The sequence below is a fragment of the uncultured Draconibacterium sp. genome (assembly GCF_913063105.1).
GTDB lineage: Bacteria > Bacteroidota > Bacteroidia > Bacteroidales > Prolixibacteraceae > Draconibacterium.
The window spans coordinates 134,880-160,656 of the sequence record NZ_CAJXYQ010000004.1 but is presented as its reverse complement, the minus strand read 5'-3'; the positions used below and the strand labels follow the sequence as shown (position 1 = coordinate 160,656).

Here is a 25,777-nt window from a genome sequence, read left to right as displayed (position 1 = left end):
GAGTTAAAGTTTCAGGAGTTAAAGATAATGTTTTGCGGGCAGTAATCAAGGTAATATTCCCGCTGGACCCTGCCTGTTTTGCTGAATGCTGATACTGGTTTCAATTTTAAATTTTTTTGAAACTTTGTATTGCAAAAACATGGTGGAGCCATAAGCATCAAAATAGCTGGAGTTTGGATTGGGGGTGGGGGCCGATAAAACATGGTTGGCACCGTAGCTATAACCTCCAAACACAAATTTATCGCCCAACTGGTAAGCTGCCGAACTTAACATTTCAGCATTGTAAAACAGGGGAGAAACAATGTTGGAACCATGCAGCGAGAGGTCGGTAGTATTAAACTGTGGAAATGATGATAAGGCCAGAGTATAACGACTTTGGTAAACATTGTTGATGTTGAAATCAGGTAATTGAAGTTCCTGTAAAAGTGCATTGTTATTTAGGCTGCCGTTAACCAGGTTGTAATACTCTAGCTGGCGTTGTAATGCAATTTCGCTTGAGTCAACTTCTCCAAAATCCATTTGTAAGCCCTGCTGGGCAAACAACTGCATGCCGGTAAGCAAAACAAATATGGTTATGATTATACGCATAGCCTTGATTTTTATGCTGCTATACAAAAATAGCACCATTTATAAGAGCTATCAAAAATGCGAAGTTAAAAAGCCTTAACCGTAAATTAGCTGATGCCGTTGTTTGATTTCTTCGTACAAGCCATCGCTGATTTTGTATAAAGGCGATCGCAAAACATTTTCAATTGTTCCCTGTATGTTCATTAGTGCCTTAATGCCTCCCGGGTTTCCTTCTCTGAAGAGCAGCTGAAAAAGTTCTATAAGTTCGAAGTGAATTTTGCGGGCAGCAGCAAAATCGTTGGCCATTGCACACTTAATTAACTTACTTATTTTTTCGGGATAGGCATTGGCAGCAACCGATATAACACCTTGTCCGCCAATAGCCGTGATGGTTATAGCCAGTAAATCGTCTCCTGAAATTACAGTAAAATCATCAGGGGTATATTTACCGATCTTGGTCATTTGCGAGTGTTCGCCTGATGCTTCTTTTACAGCAACAATATTGTCTGAAGCTTCTGCCAGCCGGCCCACAGTTGTTGCCTCAAGGTTTACTCCTGTGCGCGATGGTACATTGTACAAAATAACCGGCACCGGACTTGCTTTGGCCACTTCAAGGTAGTGGTGGTACATCCCTTCCTGCGATGGCTTGTTGTAGTACGGAGTAACCACCAAAATACCATCAATGCCTTCAAAATTAAATGAGTCAATCTGGTTGCAAATGGTACGTGTGTCATTTCCGCCCATTCCAACTACCACAGGTAATCCGCTTGCTTTTTCTTTTACAAGCTCCACAACCTGTGCTTTTTCATCGTTGGTTAAAGTAGCTGTTTCGGCAGTTGTGCCCAGTGCTACCAAATAATCCATGCCGCCCTTTACCTGGTTGTCAATTACGGTTTCAAGAGCTTTGTAATCTACCTGGTTATTTGTTGTGAAAGGAGTGATTAAAGCTACTCCTGCGCCTGTGAAATATCGAGTCATTTACCTGTCTTATTGTTTAGCTGCGCAAGATAGAAAATTTGTTGTTTGGCCAGATACATTGCATCCTTATTTTGGCCAATCTTAATATTTAAATCGAAATAAGAATTGTCTGTTTCAGAACTGCCAATTTTAAATTTGGCCTTTGATAGTGCAGTGATGTAGTCAACGGCGAAGTTCTTCTCGGCAGCCAAACATAACAAGAGATCCAGTTGCATTGTCATAAAATCGCCAACCTTATCGGGTTTCGGAATTCCCCACCAGTTGAGGTCGTTAATTGTTAACGAATTGGCTTCGGCCGATGGGTTGGAGTCTTTATCGAAAATACAATAATCGCGAAATATGGCACCATGCTGGTTAAAATAATCGCGCAAATATTGTACAGCAGGTTTTTCGCAAGGTTGCCAAATAACGCCAACTTTAAGATGCAGCGAAAGCTCAGGAATTACAGGTTTGCGGTTTTGTGCCTGCATTAATTTTTGAAGCTTCCGATACGCGTATTTTTGTTTAAATCCCATGATGGTTCGTTACTTTTTCTTCTTTTTTGTGGGTGTGCAGGTTTTACAAAACTCACCAAGTTTTTCCAGTTCTGTTAACGACCAGTTCATCCACTTATCAATTTCCGAATCCAGTGTGCCGTTAAAAGTATCGCTTTCTACTTGCGAAAGCAATTTTGCATGTTCGGCATAAACCTGTTGATGCAACTCCGAGGGGCCTTTTGTGAGCATCGTTTTTCGCTCTTCAAAAAACTTTTTACGCAGATTTCGGGCCTGAATTTCGTAAAGGTTAAAAATTAACTGTTGGTAACGTAGCAGGCGGGATGTAGCTGCTTCTGTTCCTTCATCAATATACGATGCATCTTTTTGAAAGTAGCACGAAACGTTTTCATTCAAATTTCGATTCATCATTAGGTTTAAACCACCTGTTTCGTATTCCACGTAAAAACTACCCAATGCTGTTTGCATTTGTCCGCTGTTAGGCGCCTGCGCCTGAAAATCATCCTTGGTAAGTTTATAATCGGCCGACCATTGTATAAGATTCTGAGCTCCTGCATGCACCGAAACCATTAGCGCCAATGATATAAAAAGAAATATTTTTGTCATTTTAATAACCGCGTATTTCGTTTCAAATGTAATTCTTTGTTGTAGTAATTAAAATAATCTATTTGATCATTTTTAAGAATTCGTCCTCTGAATAAGTTTGAATTCCTAATTCTTCAATCTTTTTTATTTTGGAAGGACCTGGTTTCGCTCCAAGAATTACAAAGTCAGTCTTTCTGCTAATACTTGTATTAACGTCTGCACCTAAAAGTTTTATTTTGTGAGCAGCTTCTTTTCTTGAAAATGATATAAGATCCCCGGTGAAAACCACTTTTTTCATATAAAATGGATTGTCTTTATTTTCTACTTCAAAATCTGGCCGAAGATCAGTTTTTTCAATTCGTTTTTGGGCAAAAGGTATATTTCCCTTTTCAGGTTTCTTATATGTACCTTTAATTTCTTGAAATTTAAGAAAAAGCTGAGCACAAGCTTCGGCATCAGCTAGCGCATCGTGATGGTTATTAAAGACAATGTTGTGTTCATCACAACATTTATCAAGCTTACCTCCAAATAGTTCCATAGTGCACGCATAAGTATATTTTGGAATTGGCAGACTGTAGAAATCTAAAGTTGATTGAAGTTTTAATAAATCGAAATTTGCATTGTGACAGACAATGAGTTGATTTTCAAAATATTTTGAAATGTCTTTCCAAATAAGATCGAATGTTGGAGCGTTTTGAGTCATGAAAGGTTCAATCTTATGCACTCTAATGTTATGATATGCAAAATCATTATCTGGTGGCTTAATCAATGCAGAAAATTTCTTTTCAATTACTCCTTGATTTACGATTACCAATCCAACTTGACACACACTATTGTGTGCTGATGTCGCAGTTTCAAAATCTAAAGCAGTGAAATTTAGAGGATTCATATTTTATTGGTTGATGTTAAATTCTTCTTCGAATTGGTCTTTAGTTCTAACTTTTACGCCTATCGTTTCTGCTTTTTTCAATTTCTCTGGTCCAGCTTTTTCTCCAGCAATTAAGTAATCAGTGTTTTTTGAGATGCTTGAAGAAACTTTACCACCAAGTTCTTCAATCTTCAACTTGAGATTTTCCCTGATAACTTTTGAACCAAAGTTTCCAGTAACAACGAAAGTTAGACCATTCAATATTTGGTCTGAACTTGATTCCTTTTCTTGAGCCTCGAATTGAAGACCAGCTATTTTAAGTTTGCCAATGAGCTGCAAATGCTTTTCATTTTGAAAATAAACTTTCACACTTTCAGCGATTCTCTCTCCGATATCTTCAACTTCAACCATCTCCTCAATAGTAGCTGTTTGAAGCCTTTCAATACTTTTGAATTCTTTGACAAGCTTTTTCGCTACTGTTTCTCCAGCGAATCGAATTCCAAGACCATATAAAACACGTTCAAATGGGACCTCTTTACTTTTTTCAATTCCTTGAACGATATTGTCAAAGGTTTTTTGTTGGATGCTATTTTTCCCTAAATGATTAAGCTTTTGATGTTGAATGTTTTTATCATTTAAAAAATCGTTTAATCGTGCTTTCTCAAAGAAATCCAAAAAGCTGATTTCTTCTATTTCTTTCTGTTTTAATTGACTAATAAAATAGTAATAAATGTACTTTTCTTCTAGAAGTTCGGCTTTCTCTTTTGATATTCCTCCTATTTCATTGAGTACAACAGAAGGGAAAACTGAATTTTCATTTTCAGACATTTTAAGCACTACTCTTTTAACTCGTTGTATTTTTTTGAAATACTTTTGAATATTTTCAGCTAAATCAGTTTTTATATTTAACGAGTTTTTAATTGATTCTGTATCTAAATCAAATAACTGAGATTTAGAATAAGTTTCGAGTAACGACTGTATATGTTTCAATGCAGGTGCCCCTTTTACACAAAACAATAATCGATCAACAGGAATACGATTTTCTCCAAGTAAAAGTCCATTCTCAGGTTCTTTTAATGACTCTAATCCAACAATTTGATCTTCGTTATTCGGTATGTTATAAATGTCAGATACATCTTTAACTAAGTGTTTATCAAATAACAAACTCAAAGTTTCTTTACCAAGTCCTTCGAGATCCATTGCTTTTCTACTGACGAAGTGTTCCATCTTGCCTTTTATTTGCGGCGGACAGCCGTCTTCGTTCGGACAGTAATGAGCGGCTTCCCCTTCTTTTCTGATTAGTCTCGTCTTACATTCAGGCTCTGGGCAGAATTCAATAAACTTAACTCGCTGAGCATTCGGATTTCGTTTTGCCGGATCAACACCTGTAATTTTCGGAATGATCTCACCACCTTTTTCCACAAAAACCGTGTCGTCAAGGTGCAGGTCAAGGTTATTTATAATATCGGCATTGTGTAAGGAGGCACGTTTAACAATTGTTCCGGCAATGTGCACCGGCTCGAGGTTGGCAACAGGTGTTACAGCGCCCGTGCGGCCTACCTGGTACGAAACCGATTTTAATATTGTTGAAACGCTCTCGGCCTTAAATTTATAGGCAATGGCCCAGCGGGGCGATTTAGCGGTAAAACCAAGGTTGTTTTGCAGTTTCCTGGAGTTTACTTTTATAACTACACCATCGGTAGCAACGGGCAGGTTAAAACGTTCGCTGTCCCATTTTTCAATAAAAGCAAACACTTCATCAATATTTTTACACAGCTGCGTATGTTCCGAAATTTTAAAACCCCATTCGCGCGCTTTCTGCAGGTTTTGGTAGTGCCCGTCTTCCGGTAGTTTTTCTCCCAAAAGGTAATACAGGTAGGCATCCAGTTGCCGGGATGCTACCACCGACGAATTTTTCATTTTTAACGTTCCGGCTGCTGTGTTTCTAGGATTGGCCAATAAAGGTTCTCCGGCTTTTTCTAAGTCCGCATTCAGTTTGTTAAAAACGTCGAATGGCATTAAAATTTCGCCACGTATCTCAAAATTTTCGGGGTAATCGTTTCCTCGCAACTTTAAGGGTACCGATTGAATGGTACGTACGTTGGTCGTTACATCGTCGCCTTTCACCCCATCGCCACGGGTTACCGCACGCACCAGTTCTCCATTTTCGTAAGTCAGGCTAATTGATGAACCATCGAATTTCAGTTCACACACATAATCAAAATCGTCGGTGCCAATAATTTTCTGAATGCGGTTGTCGAAATCCTTCAGCTCTTCCTGCGAGTAAGCATTCGATAACGACAGCATATTGTATTTGTGCGTAACCTGCCTGAAATCCGTGCTCAAATCGCTTCCCACGCGCTGTGTTGGTGAGTTCGGATCGTTAATCTTGTATTGTTTTTCCAGGCGCTCCAGCTCTTTCAACTTCATGTCGAAATCAAAATCGCTGATTGAGGGTTGCGCTAAAACGTAATATTTATAGTTGTGTTCCGCCAGTTCGGCTTGCAATTCTTTAATTCGTTTGATGTCCTGTTCGCTGCTCATTTGTACACTAATTGTAAATGTTTCAAGATGATTTTTCAAAGATAATTTGTTGGACGAAACGAGCATAAAATTTTTCATGCCAAATTTACAATTGGTGCGATTAAACAATTTTCACGCGAAATACTTTAAGTAGTAAAAAGAAATAGAATTATGGCATTTACACTTGAAATAGGAAAAAAAGCAATTGGTTTTAATCTTCCGGCAACCGATGGAAACAACTACACTTTGGACAGCTTTAAGGAATCGAAATACCTTGTTGTGTTTTTTACCTGCAACCACTGTCCTTATGTGATTAACAGCGACGAGATTACCCGAAAAACAGCAGAAAGGTTTAAACCGCTGGGTGTAGAGTTTGTAGGAATTAACTCCAACAGTAAACACACTTACAAGGAAGATGATTTTGAACACATGGTAGAGCGAATGAAGGAACACCGGTTCCCCTGGAAGTATTTGCACGACGAGTCGCAGGAAATTGCATTGGCATACGGAGCTTTGCGAACACCACATTTTTATGTGTTTAATGAAAATCGTGAACTGGTTTACACCGGAAGGGGAGTTGACAGTCCGCGCGATGCTTCAAAAATCACAGTAAACGATTTGGATAATGCTCTTGAGGAATTGACCAGAGGGAAAGAAATTTCGGTACCGGTTACCAACCCAATTGGTTGCAACGTAAAATGGGATGGTAAACATAAACACTGGATGCCTGCCGATGCCTGTGATTTGGTTTGGTAGCGTTTCAAGGCAAAAGTAAAAAGGAAGAACTTTCGGCGCTCTGTCATCTCGAAGCAAAGCGAGAGATCTGTTGCGATGAAACGTTTATTGACCACAAGTTACGGAGCGAGTGATCTTAGGTTTTGCAATTTATCAATTTAACCATTCAATAATTAATTTTTACCACAGAGTTGCATCAAGGAGACACGGAGTTTCACCGAGAGGAGGAAAAGTTTCAGTCGCAGTTTTCAGTCTCAGTCGTAGATTGCAATTTAACAATCTAACAGTTTTACAATTTAACAATTGAATTCAATCTTCGCATCCATCTTTCTTAAAAGCTTGTTAATAACTCCCTTTTTTAGCGCAACGCATTCGTTGTATATTTGCAGCACTTATGATTGTTTGTATAGCAGAGAAACCAAGTGTTGCCAAAGAAATTGCCCAGGTAATTGGTGCAGGTTCGCGAAAAGATGGTTATTACGAGGGAAACGGTTATCAGGTAACCTGGACCTTTGGCCATTTCTGTACGCTGTGGCCTCCCGAGGACTATAAGGCCAGTTGGAAAAAGTGGGACCTTCAGACTTTGCCTATGTTGCCCGATCGTTTTGAAACCAAGGTTATGACAGGCGACGGAGGCGTTACCAAACAATTTAATACCATTAAAAAATTGCTAGATAACGCTAGTAGCGTTATCAACTGTGGTGATGCCGGGCAGGAGGGAGAACTTATTCAACGCTGGGTAATGAAAGAAGCCGGCTATAAAGGCCCTGTGCAACGGCTCTGGATATCATCGCTTACCAACGAGGCCATTAAAAATGGCTTTAAAAACCTTAAAGCTGCCACCGATTTTGATCAACTGTATTATGCCGGAAGCTCAAGGGCCATTGGCGATTGGCTGCTTGGCATGAATGCGACCCGTTTGTACACACTAAAATACGGTGGATATAAGCAGGTTTTATCAATAGGGAGAGTACAAACACCTACGCTGGCCATGTTGGTTAGCCGTCATTACGAAATAGAAAACTTTAAACCGCAAACATACTGGGAGCTGCAGACCACATACCGCGAAACGGTTTTTAGCAATACCGAAGGGAAATTTTTTAAAAAGGAAGACGGTGAAAAACTGCTGAACCAGGTTTTGGGTAAAGACTTGTATATTACGGATGTTGAAAAGAAAGACGGAAAAGAATATGCCCCGAAACTTTTCGACCTCACCAGTTTGCAGGTGCATTGTAACACGCGTTTTGGACTAACTGCCGATGAAACTTTAAAAACAGTACAACGCTTGTACGAAATGAAAGTGGTTACTTATCCGCGTGTTGATACCACTTTTTTGCCTAACGATCAGTATCCCAAAATACCTGGAATTTTAAAGGGATTAAAAAGTTACAGCGAATTGGCGCAGCCGTTGCTGGCAAAGAAAATCCGAAAATCGACGAAGGTTTTTAATGATAAAAAAGTTACCGATCACCATGCGATTATTCCAACTGGTGAAGAGAAATTGTTGGGTGGAAGCGAGAAAAAGGTATATGACGCCATTGCCAGACGCTTTCTGGCGGCTTTTTATCCCGATTGTAAGGTGGCAAAAACACAGGTAAAAGCAGAGGTGGATACGGTGCAATTTGTGGCTACGGGGAAACAAATTCTGCAACCCGGTTGGCGTGTAGTTTTTCAGGATGAGAATTCCAGGAGTGGCGATGGCGATACCATTCTTCCTGTTTTTGAGAAAGGAGAACATGGTCCGCACGAGCCGTCGTTTACCGAAAAGGAAACCAAGCCGCCGCGTTATTACACCGAAGCTTCGTTGTTACGGGCCATGGAAACTGCCGGTAAAAACGTGGACGACGAGGAGTTGCGCGACCTGATGAAAGCCAACGGTATTGGTCGTCCATCAACACGTGCAGCCATTATAGAAACCTTGTTTCGCCGCAAATATATCGAGCGGCAAAAAAAGCAGATACATCCAACAAAAATGGGAATTCAGTTAATTGATACCATTCAAAACGAACTGTTAAAATCGGCCGAATTAACGGGGCAATGGGAAAAACGATTACGCGAAATTGAGCAGGGAGAGTACAGTGCATCGAAGTTTATCTACGAGATGAAACGTATGGTTTATGATTTGGTTGTTGAAGTGCTACGAGATCGGAGCTCGGTAAAACTTGCAGCTCCTGAACCGGAAAGGAAGGCAAAAGGGAAAAGTAAAACAGGAAAAGGGAAAAAGGCAGTTGACAACGCCAATGCAGTAATGACTTGCCCAAAATGTTCGGAGGGAAAAGTGCTGAAAGGTAAAAACGCTTATGGCTGCAACCGGTGGAAGGAAGGTTGTGATTTTAGGCTGCCATTTGTTTTTATGGGTAAAAAGCTAAGCGATAAACAAGTTGAACGGCTGCTAAAAAAAGGTGCTACCACAAAATTGAAAGGTTTTAAAATGGGCGAAAAAATGGTGGAAGGTATACTTAAACTCACCAGCGATTTTAACGTAAGTTTTGAAAATAAATCACCCGGTAAAAAGCTTGCTGACACTGGAATGCCCTTGTGTCCAAAGTGTGGAAAAGGACACCTGGTAAAAGGAAAAACTGCTTATGGTTGCAGTAACTGGAAACAAGGGTGTGATTTTCGTTATTCTTTCGAGGCGATAAGACAAAAGGCTGCCGGCCGCAATTTAACAAAAGATTTGGTGCTTGAAATTATTGCTTCCTCTTAAAATATTGTGTAGATTTGGTTGAAACCGAATTGAACAATATGCCTGCTAAATTGAAGCTTGTTAAGAAGTCTGAATGTTACCGTCTTACATGGATAGGGCGTGTTTTGGTTCTGCTGTTTTTTACTGCATTTTTGTTCTTTTTAGCCCTGTTCATCCCCAAATTTCTGAGCCAGTCGAATCCGGTTAACGGACAAATTCTTGTTCTCGATGGCTTAATGCCCGACTACGCAATTAAAGCTGCAATTGATTTGTACGAATCCGGAAATTATGAACAGGTGGTTGTAACCGGCGAAATTCTGTCGGTTGGGTATGCAATTGCTGATATAAAAACTATGGCCGGACTTAGTTACGCTACATTTATTGAACTGGGGTTTGAAGCGGACAATATTACCAGTTTGCCAACAGGAAATGTAGTTCGTAACAGAACTTTTACTTCAGCCCTGAAGTTAAATAGTTGGATAAAGGATAATAAACTTAATATAACAAAAATTGATGTGCTGGCAGTGGGTTGCCATGCGGCAAGAAGTAAATATTTATTTGATAGAGCTCTTGATGAGCACATAGCTGTAGGAGTAGTGGCAGTGGAAGATATGGGCTATAATGGTAAACGATGGTGGCAAACCAGCAGGGGGCTTCGCACTGTTTTAAGCGAGGGGCTTGGCTATTTGTACGTTCGTTTTTTCTTTTTTCCTAGAAAACACTAGGAAAATTGGAAGGAATCAATGGGCGTTTTGCTCAAAATATAGCAAATTCTTAGAGATTATAGCTGTTATTTTATTCAGTATCATATATTTGTTATGAGGACATTTTACAAACCATTAATTAAAAGCAATGAAAAAGATTTTAGTTGTTGACGATAAATCGTCGATAAGCAAGCTAATCGTACAATTTCTTAGCACCGATTTTGATGTTGAAACCAAAGAAGATGGTCTGCAAGCCTTAACCTGGTTGCAGGAAGGTAACATCCCTGATTTAATTCTTACCGATTTGCAAATGCCCAACCTTGATGGATTTGAGCTGATTGAACACGTTAAATCAAGCGGCTATTTTAAAGATGTGCCAATGATTGTACTTAGCAGCCTTGACAGTAGCAGCGACCGGATTAAATGCTTGAAAATGGGAGCTGAAGATTACCTCGTAAAACCTTTTAATCCGGAAGAATTACTGATTAGAATTGAACGTGTGCTGAACCGCTAAAAAATTATTATGGCAATCAAAAACAAACGAAGGCTGGACATTCTTTATATCGGATCAGATGAGACAATTACTGAATCGTTTAAAGAACAATCCGGACATGCCAAATTAATATCGTTTCCGAATGCTTTAAATGCCATTAACTGGTTAAAGCAAGGCAATCATGCCGATGGTATTATTTGTGAGCGTGAAATGCCTGGAATTAATGGTATCGATTTTCATGAAACTTTTGTTCAAGAGTTTGATCGGGTAAATCAGATTCCTTATGTGGTTTTAGCAGCCGAAAAAACCAAAGAAGACATAAAAAATGCATTTGAAAAAAAGGTTGACGATTTTTTTCAGAAACCCGTTGATGCAGAGATGGTGTATAAGCGGCTAAAAACCCTTACCGTTTTAAAGCCGCGAATGGCACTTATGAAAAAAGAAAAAAGCGAACCGGAAACACATATTTATAAAACACCTTTTTTTAAGCGTACTTTCGATATTTTTTTCTCAGGACTGGCATTACTGCTTTTATCTCCGCTTTTAATTGTTTTTGTCATTGCTATTCGTCTGGAGTCAAAAGGAAAAGTCTATTACATTTCAAAAAGGGTTGGAACAGGTTATCGTATTTTTAATTTTCTGAAACTACGATCGATGTATCCTGATGCTGACCAGCGCCTTAAAGAATTTCAGCACCTCAATCAATATAAAAATGCAGAGGAAGAAGAAGCTGCAATTGAGGAGCAGGTTGCCGAAACCGAAACGAGCAATGAAACAGCTTCGGGCACCATTCTTTTTGGCGACGATGTTCAGGTAGATGAAGCTTCCCATATTCAGCAAAAAAAGGAACAGCAGGAAAGCGCTTTTGTAAAATTCGAAAACGACCCGCGAATAACAAAAGTTGGTCATATAATTCGTAAATTAAGTATCGACGAATTGCCTCAACTTATAAATGTGTTAAAAGGCGATATGTCGATAGTTGGAAACAGGCCTTTGCCGCTTTACGAAGCAGAAATGTTAACGACTGACGATTGGACAGACCGTTTTAACGGGCCGGCCGGAATAACCGGACTCTGGCAGGTGGAGGCCAGAGGTAAAACCTCAAAAATGTCGCCCGAAGAAAGAAAACAGTTGGATAATACGTATTCGGAAATTGCCAATAGCCGTTTTTCTTTCTGGAAAGATATTTGGATTATTATCAGAACATTTAAAGCTGTATTTCAAAAAGAGAATGTATAAGAATTTAGTAAAAATATTTGCATCAATATTTGTTTTTAGCTGCTATTTTGGAGCACTTAATGCGCAAACTTATAACGAACTTATCGAAAACAGTTCGTTTGAGAAAGATATTGTGGATATGTTGCCTCCATTGGCAGAATTGCAGGAAAATGCGATTTTATATTCACCCGTTTTTAAAATTCTTGATGCCGATGTGGCTATTGGAGAATACATGATCCTAGAAGAACGACGTGAATGGATGCGTTGGCTGGGTTTTGAAGGCGGAGTAAAATATGGCTTATTCGATAATATTGTGTTGAGCGAAGAGCTTGGTGATGTTGAACTGTCAACAGCTAAAACACAGCAAACCCGCTATTACGGGGGGCTGTTTTTAAAAATGCCTATTTCGTCGTTAGCCGATAAAAGCAATGTAAAAGTTGCTAAAGCCGAAAAAGAAAAGTTAAGTTATCAGCGCGAAGCAAGAATAAAAGAACTTCGTCAGCTTATAATTATCCAGTATGGCAATGTGGTGAAAGAACACCGCGGAATGATTATAAAAAATAATGCCGTTGAAAATTACAGGGTGCAAATGTTACGGGCACAAAACGATTACCAAAATGGTAAAATAAATATCTCGGATTATGCACGTTTGGATGATATGCTGTCGAAAGCTGTATTGGCTTTGGAAGATGCAAAAACAGATTTTATTACGGCATTTATGATTCTCGAGGAAACGGTTGGAACTAAAATACAATTAAAAAAATAGAACAGGTGAACCTTTTATTTTTTATACGGCTTTTATTACGACATATCTGGCTATTGATAGTTTTGCCTATTTTGCTTGTAGCGATGGTGTTTTATGTTACCAAAGATCAACCAAAAATATACAGCACCAGCACCAGGGTTTACACCGGAATTGCCACTGGATCCTCAATCGTATCAATGGAAAGTTCTAAACTTGATCTTTTTGCCACCAACGCGGCTTTTGATAATTTAATCAATATTATTCGGTTGCGCACAACTATGGAAGAAGTGGGGATTGGTTTATTGGCCCAACACTTAATGTTGGAAAAACCCGACCCTGCCATAATTTCAGCAAAATCGTACCGCAGTTTAATGGAAATTGTACCCCAGAAGGTAAAAGACCTGGTGGTAAAAGATGATGTAGAAGCAACTATTAAGAACCTGAATGACTTTAAAAATTCAAGTTATGACAATTTTATTTATGAGTTACTGAATTATGACCATCCACACTACAGCAGCAATAAAATTGAAGCAAAACTAAGGGTTCGCAGAGTACAATCTTCAGACTTAATTGAATTGATTTACGAGTCAAGCGATCCGGGAATATGTAAGGGAACACTTGATATTTTATGCGAACGCTTTATCCATAATTATACCAACATAAAAGTAAATCAATCGGATGCTGTTGTTCAATATTTTGAAACCCAAATTGCTTTGGCAACCGATAAACTGGAAGAAGCCGAAAACGAGTTGCTGGAATTTAACCGTTCAAATTCAATTATTAACTACTACGAGCAAACCCGGCATATTGCTGCCGAAAAAGAACTGTTTAATAATAAACATCTGGATATTAAACTGGCCAATGCCGGTGCAGCAAGAGTTATCGAGGTACTCGAAAATAAGATGTCAACCCGTGAAAAACAGCGCATTACCAACCAGCGTATTTACGATTTGCGAAAAGAACTGGCCCAGGTAAACCTTGATATAGCAATGAAAACCTTTGAAGACCAGACGTCAGAGGTTAATGAACAGCAATTGATTGAAGAAATTGGCAACCTGCGCACCAGGGCTTTTGAAATTGAGCAGCAATTGCGAACATCAGTTGGCGAACAATATTACATTGATAACAGCACACAGGGAGTGCCTACCGATAATGTTTTAGCCGAATGGGTTGACCGCGTGGCTGAATACGAATCCACCAAAGCACAACTGGTTGTTGCCGAGGCTCAAAACCTTGAATTCGATCGCTTGTTTGAAAGCTATGCTCCGCTGGGCGCCACCATGAAACGTTTGGAACGTAAAATTGATGTGGCAGAAAAGGAATACCTCTCGTTGTTGTACAGCCTTGGAGTTGCCAAACTAAAACAACAAAATGTAGAGCTGAATTCAAATTTGAAGATTGTTGCCCTACCGCTTTTCCCGATAGTTGCCAAACCAAGTAAACGAAAATTTTTATTGGCCATTGCTTTTATTATCGGTGTTTTTATTCCTGCTTTTGTAATTATTGTACTTGAATTTTTAGACCGTAATATCAAATCGCAGGTACGTGCCGAACAATTTATGGGCTTAAAAGTAGCGGCTATTTTTCCAAACCTGGCCCGAAACAGTGGTAAAATTGATATAGCGGCAGTAAAGGAAAAAAGTCTGCAAATTATTGCACGTCGTTTAATTCTGAACGCCGAAAATAAAGAACAGCCTAAGGGCCCCGAAACGAATATCATTTTTAGTAATCTTGAAGGTGAAGGCAAAACAACATTAATAATGTTGCTGGTTAAAGAATTATCGAAAATAGGGTATAAGGTGCTGTTTTACACCTATAACGATGTAGAAGGTGTTGAGGGCGTTGAACTGAAAAAATACACTATTGATAATAGTTTTCATAAAACCGAAAACCTTGAGGGGCTTCATACCGATTCTGGCCCGGTATCAACCAGCATGTTCGATTATGTTTTTATCGAACTGCCGGGCATTCGTACACATTCGTATCCCATAAATTTATTTAAAAATACCGATCATTCCTTTCTGGTAACCCGTGCTAACCGGGCCTGGACAAAAGCTGATAAATATGCATTGAGTGATATTCTTGAGCAGTGTGGCGACAAAAAAACACAAGTGTGGCTGAATGGCGTTGAGTTTCAGCAAATGGAGGATGTTATTGGCGATTTGCCTCGTAAACGTTCGTTCTTTCGCCAAAAAATGAAAGATATTTTTCAATTGCAGTTTTTTAATAAACGAAGTTTGCTTTCGAAAAGAGGAAAGCGAAAAATGAAAAAGCGCAACAACCGCACCATGTTGTGGTTACTACTTGTTTTGCTTTCGGTTTTTACTTCGTTAACTCTGGGGCGTAATACAATTGCCAGGGCAAAAGCACGCAAACAACCTGCATTGGTAACTGTTCCGGTGGTTACAATACAATCGGATGAAACAGCAGTCCAAATGCCGGAAGAGGAACATGCTGAATCGCTTACAATAAAGGATAATGACTTTAATATAACAGCAAAAGCAAACCAAAAAATACAAACCCAAAAATCTCTGGTGCAAAACACGGAAAAATTTTATGTGGTTGGCGGAAGTTTTTCAAAAGAAACAAATGCACAGGAATACCAGGAGCAGTTAATCGAATTGGGCTACAAACCTCTTCGCGCAAAACGAAATGCTGACCTTTTTACCGTGCTCATCGGAGAATTTGATTCACATCAGGAAGCAAATGCAATTTTGCAAAAATATTTGCAGGTCGATCCGGAATCAAAAGCCTGGATTCTGAAAGCGAATCCTAACTGGGTGATTAGGTAGCCATTAAGTTACAGGGACGATAAAATGAAGGTTAATCAGTTAAAATCAGGGGCTTTATTATCCTACGTTGTTATGGGACTAAGCAACGTGGTTGGCTTGGTTTATACACCGTACATGCTACGAATGATGGGACAAAGCGAATATGGAATGTATTCGCTCGTAGCTTCGGTTGTTGCTTATCTCACCATTCTTGATTTGGGTTTTGGAAATACCATTGTACGCTATACTGCAAAATTCAGAGCCGAAGGAAAACAGCGCGAACTGCAGGCTATGTATGGCATGTTTGTTATGCTGTATTCTTTAATCGGGGTTATTGCCTTTGGCGCAGGTATGATTTTGTATGCCAATGTAGAAACACTTTTTGGCGCTACTTTAACACCTGCTGAATTAAAAACCACGCGCATACTAATGCTGTTAATGGTTTTTAACCTCACCTTCACTTTCCCGTTTAGCATTTTTGGCTCCATAATTACTGCGCACGAGAAATTTGTATTTCTAAAAGTAGTTCAGATTGGCCGTATTTTGTTAAATACACTAATAATGGTTGTATTGCTGGAACTTGGTTTTAGAGCCATTGGAATGGTGGTACTTATTACCGTTTTTAATGTTAGCACACAGCTGCTAAACTTTTGGTATTGCCGAAGTAAACTCCGCATTAAAATCAGATATGTAAAATTTAACTGGAAGTTTATGGGAGAATTAGCCGGTTATTCCTTTTATATTTTCCTTGGGGCCATAATCGATCGGCTTTACTGGAGTTCGGGGCAGTTAGTGCTGGGAGCCTTTGCCGGAACTGCAGCGGTAGCCGTTTTTGCTGTAGCCATTCAGTTGGAGCAAATGTACATGGGATTTTCAACCGCTATTCAAGGCGTTTTTTTACCGAAAGTTACTGCAATGGCTACTCGCGAAAAATCAGAAAAGGAAATCTCAGACCTTTTTATTCGTACCGGCAGAATTCAGTTTGTGGTAATGGCATTTATTTTAACCGGTTTTATTTTATTTGGCCGACAGTTTATTGATTTGTGGGCAGGAAAAGGATACGAAGACACCTATTTAATTACTTTATGCTTTTTTATTCCACTCATCATTCCGCTGATCCAGAATGTGGGTATAACCATTCTTCAGGCACGTAATCAGATTAAATTCAGGGCACTACTATATATAGCCATCGCCGTTTTAAGTTTGGTAATGCAACTCTTACTGGTAAAAAAATACGGTGGAGTTGGATGTGCTTTTGCCATCGGTTCTGCTCTGGTGATTGGGCATGTGTTAATAATGAATATTTATTATTTCAAAAAACAAGCGATTGATATACCGCTTTTCTGGAAAGAAATAGGAAAAATGGCCGTTGCACCTGCCGCACTTGGGGGCGTAACCTTTTTTATTCTTAAACAGGTTGATACCAGCTCGGTGCTTAACCTGGCTCTGGCAATTGTACTCTTTTCGGCCTGTTATATTCCAACTTTTTGGTTTACCTCGATGAACCAGTACGAACGCGACCTGATCTATCAACCATTAAAAACGGGACTTACAAAACTCAGGGCCATTGTGCCCATATAAACACAATCAACTATGGGGACGATAACATCAAAAATCAAAAAACTTTTACCCAAACAAGTTTTATACAGGTATTATTTACATACGGCAAAAAAGGCTGTTTTGCCCGATTTAAAACGACGGGTGCGCGATAAGGTTTATAACAACTCGCGGGAAGAGAAACTTAAACGCGATTTAACGCTATCTTATCATATTGTTGAAAAAGGACTTACCATGCCCGAACCGCGACACGGTTTTGGACGAGCTGTTGTAAATGGCCTTGCAGATAATGTTTTTCGATACAAAGAGCTAAATCTTGAATCCGACCTCGAATTTAACCAGGCAGTGTCGGTGCTGCGCGAATATCTTGAATTTCACCAGGAAGTTGGCTATGACCTGGATGATGAAATAAAAACAAAACTGGAACGAATTGCCAGCGATTTTAAAGCTGTGCAGGGATTAAAACAACTGCACATTAATTCGGAAGCGTATTTTGCTGATGTAAATGCAAGTTTTGATAAATTCTGTATGTCGAGGTATACAGTGCGTAACTTTACTACCGAAGAAATTCCTTTAGATACTTTTTACAAGTGTATTGATTTGGCACAGAAATCGCCATCGTTTTGCAACCGTCAGCCAACGCGGGTACACATTGTAAAATCAGAACAGCAGAAAAAAGCAATTCTTGAAATTCAAAACGGGAACAGAGGTTTTGGGCATTTGGCTGAAACATTGCTGGTTATCAGTTCCGTAATTTCAACTACAAAAGATATACACGAGCGTAACGAAAACCACCTGAATGGCGGAATGTTTAGCATGACCTTATTGAATGCCTTACATTTTTACAAGATAGGAGCATGTTCCTTAAACTGGAGCGTGTCTGACGACCGGGATCAAAAGATGAGAGAAATTTTAAATATTCCGGATACCGAAGTTGTTTTGTTGGTTATAGCCTGTGGAAAGGTGCCCGAACAACTTGCTATTGCATCATCGCCCCGAAAAACGGCGAAACAAATTACAGTAGCGCATCTTTAATTCAAAAACAGCTGAATAATGAAGATAGGAATAGTAACATTACCATTTGTTTGGAATTACGGCGGAATATTGCAAACCTATGCTTTGCAGGTTGTACTCCGAAAACTGGGGCACGAAGCATTAACCATTAATCGAAATTCAAAAATTAATGTGCCCTTAAAAATGAAAATTCTTTCATTTGGCAAGCGTTTTCTTCTTCGTTATGTGTTGCAAAAAAAGGTGGTTGTGCGTACCTGGCCACGCAAAAATGAAATCGAGAAGCTTCGTCAGCACACCGATAGGTTTATTAAAGAACATGTGAAGGTTACGCATCTGTTGAAAGACGAGGCAGGCTTTCAGCAATTAGAAAAATATGGATTTAAAGCCTACGTTTGTGGAAGCGATCAGGTTTGGCGCCCGCGGTATTCGCCAAGTATTGAAAATCATTTTTTAGGCTTTCTACCCGAAGATAGCAAGGCAAAACGTATTGCTTTTGCTGCATCGTTTGGTGTCGATCACTGGGAATACTCAAAAAACCAGACAGCGGTTTGCAGCAAACTGGCTAAAAAATACAATGCCATTTCGGTACGCGAAGATTCGGGAGTGGCACTTTGTATAAAACACCTGGGCGTTGAAGCCCGCCAGGTACTCGATCCTACTTTGCTTATTCCAAAAGAAGAATACATAGCCCTGGTTGAAAAAGATAAGACCCCAAAACTGGATGGAAGCTTGCTAAACTACGTATTGGACCAGTCGCCGGAAAAGAAAAAAATGATAGCTGCCATTGCAAAAGAACTGGGACTTAAAACTGTTTCAACAATGCCAAAAAGCGATTTTGCAAAAGTTGGTAAAAAAGGGCTTAATGATTGTATTTTTCCGCCCGTAACAAATTGGATACGCGGGTTTATGGATGCTGAGTTTGTTATCACCGATTCATTCCACGGTACCGCTTTCTCCATTATTTTTAACAAGCCGTTTATTTCCGTTGGTAATGCAAAAAGAGGGGTTACCCGCTTTTCCTCGCTGTTAAATGCACTCGGATTAGAGGACCGTCTGGTAACCGATCCGGGAAACGATCTATTAAGTTTGGCAAAAAAGAAAATTGACTTTGAGGCCGTAAATACAAAACTCGCAGAAAAGCAGGAAGAAGCGTTTGCTTTTCTAAGAAATGCACTTGATGAAGCATAAATATACTGTTGATGACCAATAGCTTTACCCGAAAATATGGTGCCGAAATCCTCAGGAAGCCGCAATTTGCAGCTGTGCTTATTGCTGTTGTTTTGGGTCTGGGTTACGTTACTGCTCATGGAGGAATGGTTTCGGGTATCGGTATTATCATACTTCCCTTTATTATTTCATACATCTACCTGGTTTTTATGGTTCCCAAGGCGGGATTGGTTGGAATGTATATTTTAAATTTTACCGCTATTGGTATTGGCAGGTATGTAAAGGGTGTACCAATGGGACTTACCATCGATGCACATTTTATTTTAATTTATGCCTCCTTGTTTTTTATGGCATTTTTTAGAAAAATACCGTGGAGCAACGCAAAAAACGATTTAACACTTCTGGCCGTGGTGTGGTATGCTTATGCATTGTTTCAATTGGTAAATCCCGAGGCGGTGAGCAGGGTAGCGTGGTTTTATGCCATGCGTGGGGTTTCGTTATATATGCTTTTTGCCATACCTGTGCTCTTTATTCTTTTCAATAAAAACAAAGACCTGGATATGTTTCTGAAACTGTGGGCAGTGTTTTCAGTTTTTGCCGTGCTTAAAGGACTGATGCAAAAATTTATTGGTGTTGATCCGTTTGAACAGGCCTGGCTGGATGAAGGAAATGATAGCACACATCTCTTATTCGGAAAATTAAGGGTGTTTTCTTATTATTCTGATGCCGGACAGTTTGGAGCTGCAATGGGGCATACCGGCGTAGTTTTTAGCATACTTGGCTGGCACGAGAAAAAATCGTTTAAACTTAAAGTATTTTACCTGGTGGTTGGTTTTTTGGGATTGTATGGAATGATGATATCCGGAACCCGCGGAGCCATTGCAGTACCTATTGTTGGTGGGGCACTTTATTTTGTACTCAAAAAAAATATAAAAATACTGGCTTTGGGTTTGGTAATGGGAGTGGCGGTTTTAGTATTTTTTAAATACACATCAATTGGTAGCGGCAACTATACTATACAACGCATGCGTACTGCTTTCGATCCCAACGATGCTTCGTTGCAGGTGCGCCTTGCCAATCAGCGCAAGCTTAAAACTTACCTTGCCAGCCGACCATTTGGCGGAGGAATTGGGTCGGCCGGAGGCTGGGGCTTACGTTTCTCGCCTCACACGTTTTTAGCCCAAACAGCAACCGATAGCTGGTATGTAATGATTTGGGCAGAGCAAGGGGTAATTGGCCTCGTTTTACATTTGTGTATTCTCTTTTACATTGTAGGAAAAGGTGCTTATGTTATTATGTTTAAGCTGAAGGACGAGGAAATTAAGGCAAAAATGTCGGCATTGGTGTGCGGCATCTTCGGAATTATGGGCGCATCATACGGCAATGGTGTTTTGGGGCAAATGCCAACCGGTATTTTAATTTATTCAAGCATGGCCTTTTTGTTTATGGCCCAAAAGCTTGATAAAGAGCAAACCGAATTAAACGCATTAAACGACAAAAATTGATTATGGACGCTAAAAACGAATTATATCCGCTGGTTTCGGTGATAAGTGTAAATTATAACCAGGCACAAATTACCATCGAAACAATTGAAAGCCTGCAAAAGGTGTCTTATCCTAATCTCGAAATTATAATTGTAGACAATGCTTCAAAGGAAGATCCTGAGGTAATTGTACAGCAATGCCCCAACATTAAATTTATTCGCAGCGATAAAAACCTGGGCTTTGCCGGTGGAAATAATCTAGGAATAAAGGAGGCCCGCGGCGAATATGTTTTGTTCCTGAACTCGGATACCGAGGTGGATAAGGATTTTCTTCAGCCATTGGTGAATTTGCTGGAAAATAATCCGAACATTGGAATTGTTTCGCCAAAACTGGTTTATTTTTTTAGCGAGAACAAAAACCTGGTGCAATATGCGGGGTCTAACCATATTAACCTTTTTACAGCACGGGGGTCAACCATTGGGTTTAAACAGCAGGATAACGAAAGTTTTAACCATACCATCGAAACAAACCTGCCACACGGAGCAGCAATGATGCTGCCAATGCGCGTTATTCGCGAGGTTGGGTTAATGCCCGAAATTTACTTCTTGTATTACGAAGAGCACGATTGGGCACACATGGTAATGCGCAATGGTTTTAAAATATATTACTGTGGCACATCAACAGTTTACCATAAAGAGTCGATGTCGGTAGGAAAAAACAATCCGTTAAAAGTGTTTTACATGAACCGTAACCGCTTAATATTTGTACGTCGTAACGCTAAACCACTCATTGCTGTTATTAGTTTCCTGTTCTATTCGTTTGTGGCTTTGCCGGTTAATGTGCTTAAGTTTCTGTTAAAAGGCGAAATGAAATTTATTTCAAAAATAATTCAAGCCTATTTCTGGAATATTACCCACTGCAAAGTAAAGGTAAACCCATACCTGAATGAACAGAACGAAATTATCTATGCAAACTTTAAATAAAACCTTATGATACGATCTTTAATCAACAAAGAACAGCAAAAGATACGCGAAGAATATGATTATTCTTCCAATAATTTGAAGGTGAAAATCATCTTGCTATTTCGTTTGGTTTCCTATGCCTTAAACCTGGTAGTAACAAGGTATCGCCTGCGTAACGTTCAGGAGAAAGGAAAGGTTACATTTACTAAAAAACGTCCGATAATAAAAAACAAAGGTTTTATAAAAATGGGTAATCTAAACCGGATAAACTCTGACATTGATATTACCCGAATAAGCGTTAGAAAGAATGCAGAACTTATAATTGGCGATAACAACTGGATTAGCGGTGTGCGCATCAGTGTATCGTCGCGGGTTGAAATTGGCAGCAATACTTTTTTAGCTCCCGAATTGCTCATTTTAGATGGCGACCACCACCAGGTTGGCAATAAATCGGAAGAAGGAAAATCAGACCCCGTAATTATTAAGGATGATGTTTGGATAGGCAACCGTGTAATTCTGAAAAAAGGGGTAACAATTGGTAAAGGTTCGGTAGTTGCTGCCGGTTCGGTGGTTACCAAAAGTGTACCCGATTACTGTTTGGCGGTTGGCGTACCCGCTCGTGTTATCCGCGAAAATATTAACCAGTAAATTTATTTTTTATGGAACTGATTCAACTTATCATACATGGTTTCGAGATTGTTTTTCTCGTTTATTTTGGTTTTGCAGCCATTTATATTTTTCTGTTTGCATTTGTCGGTGTATTTCCGCTAAAAGCAGTTGTGCCTAAAAACCCGCGTAAAAGGAAAATGGCCGTGCTTATACCCGGATATAAAGAAGATGCAGTAATTGTTGAGGTAGCAAAAGATGCATTAAACCAGGATTATCCGGAAGAAAAATACGATGTGGTGGTAATTGCCGATTCTTTTCAGCAGGAAACGCTGGATGAGTTGAATAGCTTACCCATTAAAGTGGTCGTGGTTTCTTTTGATGTTAGTACCAAGTCAAAAGCACTTAACAAAGCTATGGCCCAATTGCCCGGCGACTATGAGGTGGCAGTAATTCTGGACGCCGACAACCTGATGGAAAAAGATTTCCTTACAAAAGTTAACCACGCCTTTGAAAACGGATTTATGGTGGTTCAGGGGCATCGGGTTGCAAAAAATACAAATACTTCTTTTGCCGTACTTGATGCCATTAGTGAGGAAGTTAATAACCACATTTTCAGAAAAGGACACCGAAAACTGGGCTTGTCTTCAGCATTAATTGGTTCTGGAATGGCCTTTGATTATCATTTTTTTAAAGAAACTATGGCCAATGTAAAAGCCATTGGTGGTTTTGATAAAGAGTTGGAATTGAAATTATTACGCGACAGGAATAAAATTGAATACCTGCACGATGCCCTGGTGCTGGACGAAAAAGTGCAAAAATCGGAAGTGTTTGCCCGACAGCGTAAACGTTGGTTGTCGGCACAATTTGTGTATTTCAGGCGTTATTTCTTTTCTGGCTTATTTCATCTGTTAACAAAAGGAAATGTCGATTTTTTCGATAAGGTGTACCAAATGGTTTCTCCGCCACGGGTCTTGTTAATCGGGCTGGTAAGCATTATAACACTTGTTTATGTTGTGCTTGGGGTGTTTTTCCCCGACATGGATTTTCTGAAGTACAGCATGCAGCAATGGTTGCCGGTGTGGGCATTGGTGTTCATTGCCTTCTTGCTGAGTATTCCGGGTAAATTCTACAGCATGCAAACCCTGCGTGCAGTGCTTACCTTGCCTAAAGCTTTCTTTTTAATGTTTATCTCGCTCTTTAAATTGGGCGGGGCCAATAAAAAGTTTATTCATACACAACACGGAATTAACGAAAACTAAAATACTAAACCATGAAGATTGGAATTGAAGGACAACGACTCTACCGTAAAAAGAAACACGGAATGGATATGGTAGCGCTGGAGCTGATAAAAAACCTCCAGGTTATTGATAAAAACAACGAATACGTGGTTTTTGTAAAACCCGATGAAGACAATACCTGCATTCCGGCAGCCCCAAATTTTAAAGTGGTTGAATTAGGCGGCGGACCTTATCCTACATGGGAGCAATTTGCCTTGCCGCGTGCCGCCAAAGCCGAGGGTTGCGACATTTTACACTGTACCAGCAACACCGGACCTATTTGGAGCAGTGTGCCGCTAATTACAATTTTACACGATATTATTTATCTTGAAAGTGTTAGTATTTTTAAAAAGGCAGGCACCTGGTATCAAAAGCTGGGAAACATGTACAGACGATGGGTGGTTCCGCCGGTTGTAAAACGAAGCAAAAGAGTGGTTACCGTGTCGAATTTCGAGAAAAACCGCATTAAAAATTTTATGGGTTTAGGCGATAACCTGGTGGCCATTTATAATGGAGTTGGCGAACATTTTAAAAAAATTGAAGATGAAAACCTGCTGAAAGCTGCCAAAGAAAAATACCAATTGCCCGATAATTTTATGTTTTTCCTGGGGAATACCGACCCCAAAAAAAACACACCTAATGTACTTAAAGCATTTGCCGATTTTAATGCCCAAAGCGATATAAAATACAAGCTGGTAATGCTTGATTACGACGAAACAGCTTTGCAAAAAATTTTAAACGAGATTGGACATCCCGATTTACGCAACGATATTTATTTAACTGGTTATGTGGTAAATACCGATTTACCTGCCATAATCAATCAGTGCACCGTGTTTCTTTACCCTTCTTTGCGCGAAAGCTTCGGAATTCCAATTCTCGAAGGAATGGCCTGTGGAGTGCCTGTGGTAACATCAAATACCTCATCGATGCCTGAAATAGCAGGCGATGCTGCTGCAATTGTCGATCCGCATAAACCCGAAGAAATTACCGAAGCTATTATTAAAATATTAGCCAACGAGGACTATAAAGCCATGCTGTGCGAGAAGGGAATAGAAAATGCAAAAAAATTCTCGTGGCGAAAAATGGCCGAGCGAAATGTGGCATTATACGAAGAAGTTTATAACGAACTAAATTCTTAGAATTATGCTGAAGGGAAAAGATATAATTTGTGTCTCGTATACCACCTGGTACGGACCTTACACTAAATCAACGGTTCAGATTTTGTCGCGTCTGGCAAAACACAATCGGCTTGTTTTTATTGAATATCCCTTTACTTTAAAAGATGTAGTTACCACCTTGCTGGGTAAAACCAAGGTGCCTTTGGCTCGAATGTTTGGCTTTAAAAATCGCTTAAAGGTGTTACAAACCGATGTTGAAAGCGAGGTTTACCAATTAATTGCACCACCTGTATTTCCGGTGGATTTTATAAAGAACGAGAAAATATTTAAGCCCTTTTACCGCGTGAATAACTTGCTGTATCGTTGGGCCATTAAGCAAACCATGAAAAAGCTGGATATAAAATCGCCGGTTGTAATTACTGCTTTTAATGCCTTGTACGGTTTGCCACTTGTGGGGTGCTTAAACGAGGAGATGAATGTGTATTACTGCTACGATGGTATTGAAACCCGTAGACATGGGGAGCGGATTTTTAAAATTGATGAAGATTTTTCGAAAGCGGTAGATGGCATTATCACCACATCTGATTACCTTAATATTGACAAGGAAAAGATGAACCCCAATAGCTACGTGGTTAAAAATGGTGTAGACTACGACCTGTTTATTTCCGAAGCAAAAACGGATCTTCATTCCGATCGAAAAAGAAAAATTATAGGTTACATCGGAAGTCTCGATCATCGGTTTGATATTGATACCATGGAATACGCAATCAAACAATTATCTGAGGTAAATTTCGAGTTTACCGGCGACCTGCGCAATAAGCTTATTAAAGATCGACTTGATGGCTATCCGAATGTAAAATTCTCTCCGCCAATTGCACCGCACGAAGTACCTGCTCTATTAGCATCATACGATCTCGGTGTTATTCCATACATTGTTAACGAGGTGAATAAAAATATTTACCCACTGAAAATAAATGAATACCTGGCCGTTGGCGTTTCGGTGGTATTAACTTCGTTTGCCAAACTTCCCGAGTTTGAACAGATTGTGCGTTTTGCAACAGATAAAGAGGAGTTTACCCGGCAATTAAATGAGGAACTGAGTAACGATTCAAAAGAAAAAATTGCTGAGCGGAAAGCTTTTAGTAGCAAAAACTCGTGGAACAATAAAGCCGATGAATTTTCAGAGGTGCTTGAACAATTATTAAACAAAACAAAACATTAA

22 protein-coding genes are annotated in these 25,777 nt (G+C 39.6%); 16 read left to right on the top strand and 6 right to left on the bottom strand.

The window, feature by feature from the left end:
• Positions 1–45 precede the first annotated feature (45 nt).
• From QZ574_RS05400 to ligA, 6 genes are all read right to left on the bottom strand, one after another.
• Positions 46–588 (bottom strand): hypothetical protein, encoded by a 543-nt coding sequence (locus QZ574_RS05400; protein ID WP_297087584.1) that lies wholly within the window; start codon positions 586–588, stop codon positions 46–48.
• 75 nt (positions 589–663) lie between these two features.
• Entirely contained in the window at positions 664–1,545 is an 882-nt protein-coding gene (dapA, locus tag QZ574_RS05395; RefSeq protein WP_297087582.1) for a 4-hydroxy-tetrahydrodipicolinate synthase, read from the bottom strand.
• The gene (locus QZ574_RS05390) at positions 1,542–2,060 is read right to left on the bottom strand and encodes a hypothetical protein (RefSeq protein WP_297087580.1); all 519 of its coding nucleotides are present in this window, start codon (positions 2,058–2,060) and stop codon (positions 1,542–1,544) included. The genes dapA and QZ574_RS05390 overlap by 4 nt, the downstream gene beginning before the upstream one ends.
• A 9-nt stretch (positions 2,061–2,069) precedes the next feature.
• Positions 2,070–2,645 carry a hypothetical protein gene (locus tag QZ574_RS05385; protein WP_297087577.1) on the bottom strand — a complete coding sequence of 192 codons (576 nt, stop codon included), beginning with the start codon at positions 2,643–2,645 and terminating at the stop codon, positions 2,070–2,072.
• 58 nt (positions 2,646–2,703) lie between these two features.
• The gene (locus tag QZ574_RS05380; protein ID WP_297087575.1) at positions 2,704–3,513 is read right to left on the bottom strand and encodes an exonuclease domain-containing protein; all 810 of its coding nucleotides are present in this window, start codon (positions 3,511–3,513) and stop codon (positions 2,704–2,706) included.
• 3 nt (positions 3,514–3,516) lie between these two features.
• Positions 3,517–6,036 carry an NAD-dependent DNA ligase LigA gene (gene ligA / locus QZ574_RS05375; RefSeq protein WP_297087573.1) on the bottom strand — a complete coding sequence of 840 codons (2,520 nt, stop codon included), beginning with the start codon at positions 6,034–6,036 and terminating at the stop codon, positions 3,517–3,519.
• 150 nt (positions 6,037–6,186) lie between these two features.
• Between ligA and QZ574_RS05370 the strand changes: the two genes are divergently transcribed.
• From QZ574_RS05370 to QZ574_RS05295, 16 genes are all read left to right on the top strand, one after another.
• Positions 6,187–6,771, top strand: a complete 585-nt coding sequence (locus tag QZ574_RS05370) for a thioredoxin family protein (RefSeq protein ID WP_297087571.1) — start codon at positions 6,187–6,189, stop codon at positions 6,769–6,771.
• A 373-nt stretch (positions 6,772–7,144) separates the two neighbouring features.
• On the top strand, positions 7,145–9,457 hold the full coding sequence (locus QZ574_RS05365) for a type IA DNA topoisomerase (protein ID WP_297087569.1): 2,313 nt from the start codon (positions 7,145–7,147) through the stop codon (positions 9,455–9,457).
• Positions 9,458–9,495: 38 nt separating this feature from the next.
• Positions 9,496–10,161 carry a hypothetical protein gene (locus tag QZ574_RS05360; RefSeq protein WP_297087566.1) on the top strand — a complete coding sequence of 222 codons (666 nt, stop codon included), beginning with the start codon at positions 9,496–9,498 and terminating at the stop codon, positions 10,159–10,161.
• A gap of 127 nt (positions 10,162–10,288) precedes the next feature.
• Positions 10,289–10,654, top strand: a complete 366-nt coding sequence (locus QZ574_RS05355; RefSeq protein WP_297087564.1) for a response regulator transcription factor — start codon at positions 10,289–10,291, stop codon at positions 10,652–10,654.
• Between the two features lie 9 nt (positions 10,655–10,663).
• Positions 10,664–11,872 carry a sugar transferase gene (locus QZ574_RS05350; RefSeq protein ID WP_297087562.1) on the top strand — a complete coding sequence of 403 codons (1,209 nt, stop codon included), beginning with the start codon at positions 10,664–10,666 and terminating at the stop codon, positions 11,870–11,872.
• Entirely contained in the window at positions 11,865–12,617 is a 753-nt protein-coding gene (locus QZ574_RS05345) for a TolC family protein (RefSeq protein ID WP_297087560.1), read from the top strand. The genes QZ574_RS05350 and QZ574_RS05345 overlap by 8 nt, the downstream gene beginning before the upstream one ends.
• A 5-nt stretch (positions 12,618–12,622) precedes the next feature.
• Positions 12,623–15,388 (top strand): SPOR domain-containing protein, encoded by a 2,766-nt coding sequence (locus QZ574_RS05340; RefSeq protein ID WP_297087558.1) that lies wholly within the window; start codon positions 12,623–12,625, stop codon positions 15,386–15,388.
• Between the two features lie 24 nt (positions 15,389–15,412).
• Positions 15,413–16,948 carry an oligosaccharide flippase family protein gene (locus QZ574_RS05335; protein WP_297087556.1) on the top strand — a complete coding sequence of 512 codons (1,536 nt, stop codon included), beginning with the start codon at positions 15,413–15,415 and terminating at the stop codon, positions 16,946–16,948.
• Between the two features lie 12 nt (positions 16,949–16,960).
• On the top strand, positions 16,961–17,959 hold the full coding sequence (locus QZ574_RS05330; protein WP_297087554.1) for a nitroreductase family protein: 999 nt from the start codon (positions 16,961–16,963) through the stop codon (positions 17,957–17,959).
• Between the two features lie 18 nt (positions 17,960–17,977).
• Entirely contained in the window at positions 17,978–19,126 is a 1,149-nt protein-coding gene (locus tag QZ574_RS05325) for a polysaccharide pyruvyl transferase family protein (RefSeq protein WP_297087552.1), read from the top strand.
• A gap of 11 nt (positions 19,127–19,137) precedes the next feature.
• Entirely contained in the window at positions 19,138–20,610 is a 1,473-nt protein-coding gene (locus QZ574_RS05320) for an O-antigen ligase family protein (protein WP_297087551.1), read from the top strand.
• Positions 20,611–20,612: 2 nt separating this feature from the next.
• A complete protein-coding gene (locus tag QZ574_RS05315; RefSeq protein ID WP_297087549.1) occupies positions 20,613–21,572 on the top strand; it encodes a glycosyltransferase family 2 protein in 960 nt (319 codons plus the stop codon).
• Positions 21,573–21,578: 6 nt separating this feature from the next.
• Complete coding sequence (locus tag QZ574_RS05310; RefSeq protein WP_297087547.1) at positions 21,579–22,199, top strand: acyltransferase; 621 nt, start codon at positions 21,579–21,581, stop codon at positions 22,197–22,199.
• Positions 22,200–22,210: 11 nt separating this feature from the next.
• Positions 22,211–23,419, top strand: a complete 1,209-nt coding sequence (locus QZ574_RS05305; protein WP_297087545.1) for a glycosyltransferase family 2 protein — start codon at positions 22,211–22,213, stop codon at positions 23,417–23,419.
• Positions 23,420–23,430: 11 nt separating this feature from the next.
• Positions 23,431–24,576, top strand: coding sequence for a glycosyltransferase family 1 protein (locus QZ574_RS05300; RefSeq protein ID WP_297087543.1), 1,146 nt, complete (start codon positions 23,431–23,433; stop codon positions 24,574–24,576).
• Positions 24,577–24,580: 4 nt separating this feature from the next.
• Positions 24,581–25,777 carry a glycosyltransferase gene (locus QZ574_RS05295; protein WP_297087541.1) on the top strand — a complete coding sequence of 399 codons (1,197 nt, stop codon included), beginning with the start codon at positions 24,581–24,583 and terminating at the stop codon, positions 25,775–25,777.